General features: G+C 65.4%; 7 protein-coding genes and 1 pseudogene. 5 read left to right on the top strand and 3 right to left on the bottom strand.

Annotated elements, in window-relative coordinates:
* Window positions 1–142 precede the first annotated feature (142 nt).
* Together EOA79_RS29985 and EOA79_RS29980 are read right to left on the bottom strand one after the other, a co-directional pair.
* The gene (locus tag EOA79_RS29985; RefSeq protein WP_066999123.1) at window positions 143–1,351 is read right to left on the bottom strand and encodes a beta-ketoacyl-[acyl-carrier-protein] synthase family protein; all 1,209 of its coding nucleotides are present in this window, start codon (window positions 1,349–1,351) and stop codon (window positions 143–145) included.
* Between the two features lie 4 nt (window positions 1,352–1,355).
* Window positions 1,356–1,610: an acyl carrier protein gene (locus EOA79_RS29980; protein WP_040975089.1), complete on the bottom strand. Its 255-nt coding sequence runs from the start codon at window positions 1,608–1,610 to the stop codon at window positions 1,356–1,358.
* A 197-nt stretch (window positions 1,611–1,807) separates the two neighbouring features.
* Here EOA79_RS29980 and EOA79_RS29975 point away from each other — a divergent pair, with 197 nt between their 5' ends.
* Genes EOA79_RS29975 through EOA79_RS29955 form a run of 5 tightly spaced genes read left to right on the top strand, consistent with a single transcriptional unit; the run spans window position 1,808 to window position 4,188 of the window.
* Window positions 1,808–2,650 carry an urease accessory protein UreD gene (locus EOA79_RS29975; protein WP_179293656.1) on the top strand — a complete coding sequence of 281 codons (843 nt, stop codon included), beginning with the start codon at window positions 1,808–1,810 and terminating at the stop codon, window positions 2,648–2,650.
* Between the two features lie 37 nt (window positions 2,651–2,687).
* Window positions 2,688–2,990: an urease subunit gamma gene (locus tag EOA79_RS29970; protein ID WP_067323957.1), complete on the top strand. Its 303-nt coding sequence runs from the start codon at window positions 2,688–2,690 to the stop codon at window positions 2,988–2,990.
* A gap of 10 nt (window positions 2,991–3,000) precedes the next feature.
* Window positions 3,001–3,255, top strand: a complete 255-nt coding sequence (locus tag EOA79_RS29965) for a DUF1272 domain-containing protein (RefSeq protein WP_067323959.1) — start codon at window positions 3,001–3,003, stop codon at window positions 3,253–3,255.
* A 26-nt stretch (window positions 3,256–3,281) separates the two neighbouring features.
* Window positions 3,282–3,875 carry a HupE/UreJ family protein gene (locus tag EOA79_RS29960; RefSeq protein WP_095825539.1) on the top strand — a complete coding sequence of 198 codons (594 nt, stop codon included), beginning with the start codon at window positions 3,282–3,284 and terminating at the stop codon, window positions 3,873–3,875.
* A gap of 7 nt (window positions 3,876–3,882) precedes the next feature.
* Window positions 3,883–4,188, top strand: coding sequence for an urease subunit beta (locus tag EOA79_RS29955; protein WP_095825540.1), 306 nt, complete (start codon window positions 3,883–3,885; stop codon window positions 4,186–4,188).
* Between the two features lie 20 nt (window positions 4,189–4,208).
* Here the strand turns inward: EOA79_RS29955 and EOA79_RS29950 are convergent.
* A pseudogene (locus EOA79_RS29950) lies at window positions 4,209–4,491 on the bottom strand (hypothetical protein); the annotation flags it as partial.

Genomic DNA, 4,491 nt, shown 5'->3' with positions numbered 1-4,491 from the left:
ACTTAGGACCCCGGCCCTCTGGGATCAATATGGCCGGCAATCGCCCCCCATGGACGGTCAGTCAACCGGCACCCGCAAGGATGGGAACGCGTCCGGCGCCGGCGAGCGCCCGCGTCGGCTCGCCCATCTCAGATCGCCCGTCTCAGATCGCCTTGAAGGCCAGCACGGCATTGGTGCCGCCGAAGGCAAAACTGTTGCTCAGTGCTGCGCGCACCTTGCGCTCGCGCGCCACATTCGGCGTCACGTCGAGATCGCATTCGGGGTCGGGCTCGCGGAAATTGGCAGTCGGCGGCACGATGCCGTCGCGGATCGCCATGACGCAGGCGATCATCTCCAGCCCGCCCGAGGCGCCAAGGCAATGCGCATGCATCGACTTGGTCGAGGAGACCGAGAGTGCGCTCACATGCTCGCCGAAGACGCGTTTGATCGCCGCGGTCTCGATCTGGTCGTTGGCCTTGGTGCCGGTGCCATGCGCATTGAGATAGTCGACGTCCTCGGGATTGAGCCCTGCATCCACCAGGCAGAAGCGCATCGCCGCTTCCGGTCCCTCGACGGTCGGCGCGACGATGTCGGAGGCATCGGCCGAGAGGCCCGCGCCGGCGATCTCGGCAAGGATGGTGGCGCCGCGCGCCATTGCGTGGTCGTAGCTTTCCAGCACCGCCATGCCGGCGCCTTCGCCGAGCGACAGGCCCTGGCGGTCGGCAGAGAACGGCCGGCAGGTGTCGGGCGAGAGCACGCGCAGCGCCTCCCAGCCCTTGAGCACGCCCCAGACCAGCGGCGCCTCGGTGCCGCCGGCGACCATGACGTCGGCGCGGCCGAGCCGGATCTGGTCGACGGCCGAGGCGATGGCATGATTGGCCGACGCGCAGGCCGAAGTGACGCCGAACACGGGTCCGCGCAGGCCGAGACTCATGCTGACCTGGCCGGCGGCCGCGCCTGGCATAACCTTCGGCACGGTGAAGATAGCAGCGCGGTTGCGCCCCTCGATCAGGATCGCGCGGTAATTCTCCTCGATCGTCTCGAAGCCGGCGACGCCAACGCCGACAACGGCACCCATCCGATAGGTGTTGTCGGTATGCGCGACCAGTCCGGACTGCCGCATCGCTTCGCGCGCCGCGATCACCGCCAGCAGGCTGAAGCGGTCCATCGACACCACCTGCTTGCGGTCGATGCCGTGATCGGGCAACGCCTTGATTTCGGAGCCGACCTTGACCTTCAGGTCATGCAGCGAAGGATTGTCGATCGGGCCGATTGCCGAACGGCCGGCGCGCATGGCGTCCCAGATCGCCGGCACATCGGTGCCGAGCCCGCATATTCCGCCAATGCCGGTGATGACGACGCGCTTGAGCATGCAGTCAGGCTTTTTTCGCGATCAGTTCGCGAACCGCCTCGACCATGTCGCCGACGTTCTTGAGGTTGCTCCAGGCGTCGACCGTGTTCATCTCGATCTCGATGCCGTACTTCTCCTCGAGATCGAAGATGATCTCGGTCAATTCCAGCGAATGGATCCCCAGCGTGTTGAGATCCGTGCTCGGCGTGATTTCTTCGCCGCCAGGTTCGGCATGCGCTTTGATCTTTTCGATGATTTCGGTCGTCAGCTGGTCAGCCATTCGGTTCCTTCCCCTGTCGTTTTCCGACGCCAACTGATCAGCGCCCCTGTGTCCCCGGATTCACAAACGTCGTCGCCCCTTACCTCGCCAGGAATCCGCGTGACCGCTCCAAGGTGGCTCCCTCTATAGAAACCGAAACGATGTCAAGCAACAAGCTATATATCGACAAAGCCGGTGGAGTGCTTAACGTTGGCGCCGTGGACATGATCGAGGATATCCTGATTTCTCTGCCTGCCGCGCAACGTGTTGCCGGGCGAGGCAGGCTTTTCTGCGGCAAGAGCGGCGGCAGGACCCGCCTTCAACATCTCTATCAGGACGGATCGGCGAAGATTCGCATGCCGGCGGTGCAAGGCGACCCGCTCGAGGCCGTGCTGATCAACACGGCCGGTGGGCTGACCGGCGGCGACCGGCTTGGCTGGGAGATCGAGGTCGGCGAGGGCGCCTCGGCATCGATCACCACCCAGGCCTGCGAGAAGATCTATCGCGCCGCATCCGACCGGGCCGAGACGAAGGTCAGCCTCACGGTTGGCGCCGGCGGCAGCATTGCCTGGCTGCCGCAGGAAACCATCGTTTTCAACCGCGCGGCCTTTGCCCGCGCGCTGCATGTCGAGCTGGCGGTCGGCGCCGAGGCGCTGCTCCTGGAGGCGACGCTGTTCGGCCGGCTTGCGATGGGCGAACGGACGGTCCTGGGCAATTTCCATGACCGCTGGCGGGTTTGCCAGGGTGGCAGGCTCATCCACGCCGAGGACTTTCGCATCGGCCCGGATATCGCGGCCGGCCTCCAGCGCCAGGCCGTGACCGGCGGCGCGCTTGCAAGTGCAACGATGCTTCTCGTCTCCCCGCGTGCGGAAACCCTGCTGGAACCTGCCCGCGCGATCATCGGTGATCAGGGTGGCGCCAGTTTCTGGAGCGTCGGGCAATCTGGCAAGCTTCTTGCGAGGCTCACCGCCGGCGACGGCTACCAGCTCCGCAAGCGGCTGATTCCGCTCGTCGAGCTGCTCAACGGACGGGCTGGCCTGCCCAAATTATGGTCACTTTGACCTTCGAATACTTTGATCTTGAGTACCGAGAAGACGCATGAACCTGACGCCGCGTGAAAAGGACAAGCTGCTGATCGCCATGGCGGCGATCGTGGCGCGCAGACGACTGGAACGCGGCGTCAAGCTCAACCACCCCGAGGCGATCGCGCTGATCACCGATTTCGTCGTCGAGGGCGCCCGCGACGGCCGCTCGGTGGCCGAGCTGATGGAGGCCGGCGCCCATGTCGTCACGCGCGCCCAGGTCATGGACGGCATTGCCGAGATGATCCACGACGTCCAGGTCGAGGCGACATTTCCCGACGGCACCAAGCTGGTGACCGTGCACGAACCGATCCGGTGAGGAGGATCCAATGCTGGAACTCAGACCCAATTGCGAATGCTGCGACAAGGATCTGCCGCCGGAGGCGGCGGATGCGCTGATCTGCACCTTCGAATGCACCTTCTGCGCCGATTGTGCGCAAAATGTTCTCGGCGGTGTCTGCCCGAACTGCGGCGGCAATTTCGCGCCGCGGCCGATTCGGCCGGCGGCAAAGTTGAAAAAATATCCGGCCTCGACCAAGCGCGTGCTCAAGGCCGGGGGCTGCGGCCCCCGCAAGGCCGCATGAGTCGGCAATTTGAAGAGGACCCGCCCATGATTTCCGCTTCGACGAAACGCACCGCGCTTGCCGCGATCCTCTTCCTGGCGGCGGCGATGCCGGCTTACGCCCATGTCGGCGTCGGCACGACCTCGTCCTTCACGGCGGGCTTCATGCACCCGCTGTCGGGCCTCGACCATATGACCGTCATGATCGCGGTCGGCCTGTGGGCGGCGATGAAAGGCAGCAAGGCGGTGCGGGCCTGGCCGCTCGCCTTTGTCGGCGCGATGGTGGCGGGCGCAGCACTCGGCATGCTGCAGGTGCCGGTGCCTTTCGTCGAGCCGGGTATCCTCGCTTCGGTCGTTGCCCTCGGGTTGCTGGTGGCGCTGGCGGTCGACCTGCCGGTCTCGGCGGGTGTGGCCATCATCGGCCTGTTCGCCCTGTTCCACGGCCATGCGCATGGCACTGAAGTGCCGGAGAATGCCGGCGGCCTCGAATATATGGCGGGTTTTGCCGTGGCGACGGCACTTCTTCATGGCATCGGCATCGCGGCCATGCTCGGTCTTGGGCTCCGCTTCCGCGCCCTGGCGCGTCTTGCCGGCGCCGCCTGCGCGACGGTCGGCGCTGGCCTTGCCTTCGGCGTGCTGTGAGGCCGCGATGATCCCCGGCGAAATCATCACGGCAAAGGGCGACATCGAGTTGAACAAGGGCCTGCCGACGGTGACGCTCAAGGTCGCCAACAGCGGCGACCGTCCGATCCAGGTCGGCAGCCACTATCATTTCTTCGAGACCAATGAGGGCCTGAAATTCGACCGCGAACGCGCCCGCGGCATGCGGCTCGACATCGCCGCCGGCACGGCCATGCGCTTCGAGCCGGGCCAGGAACGTGACGTCACGCTGGTGCCGCTCGGCGGCAAGCGCGAGGTCTATGGATTTCAACAGAAGGTGATGGGCAAGCTGTGAGGCGTGGCGGCGCGCTCAAATCACTTCGGCGGCTTGGCGGCCGCGTAGATGACGACCTTCCCGGGATTGTCGAACTCGACGGCAAGCACGTCCTCGGCCTGCACGCGCCGCGAATCGATGGCGTTGAAGAGCAGGGCGTTCGCTTCGATCTCCTGCCGCAGCTCCGCGACGTCTTCCTGATGCTGCTTCACCTTGTTCTCGATCGCAGGCGGCGGCCCGCCTTCGCTGCGCGCGGCATCCGTCAGGAAAACGATATCGACGGTATCCAGCTTGGTCGTCTTGCGCACGGTGCCGATATTGTCG

Origin of the sequence: Mesorhizobium sp. M1A.F.Ca.IN.020.03.2.1 (genome assembly GCF_004023205.1) — a bacterium.
GTDB lineage: Bacteria > Pseudomonadota > Alphaproteobacteria > Rhizobiales > Rhizobiaceae > Mesorhizobium.
The sequence above is the reverse complement of the archived record's forward strand: the minus strand, read 5'-3'. Positions and strand labels throughout refer to the sequence as shown.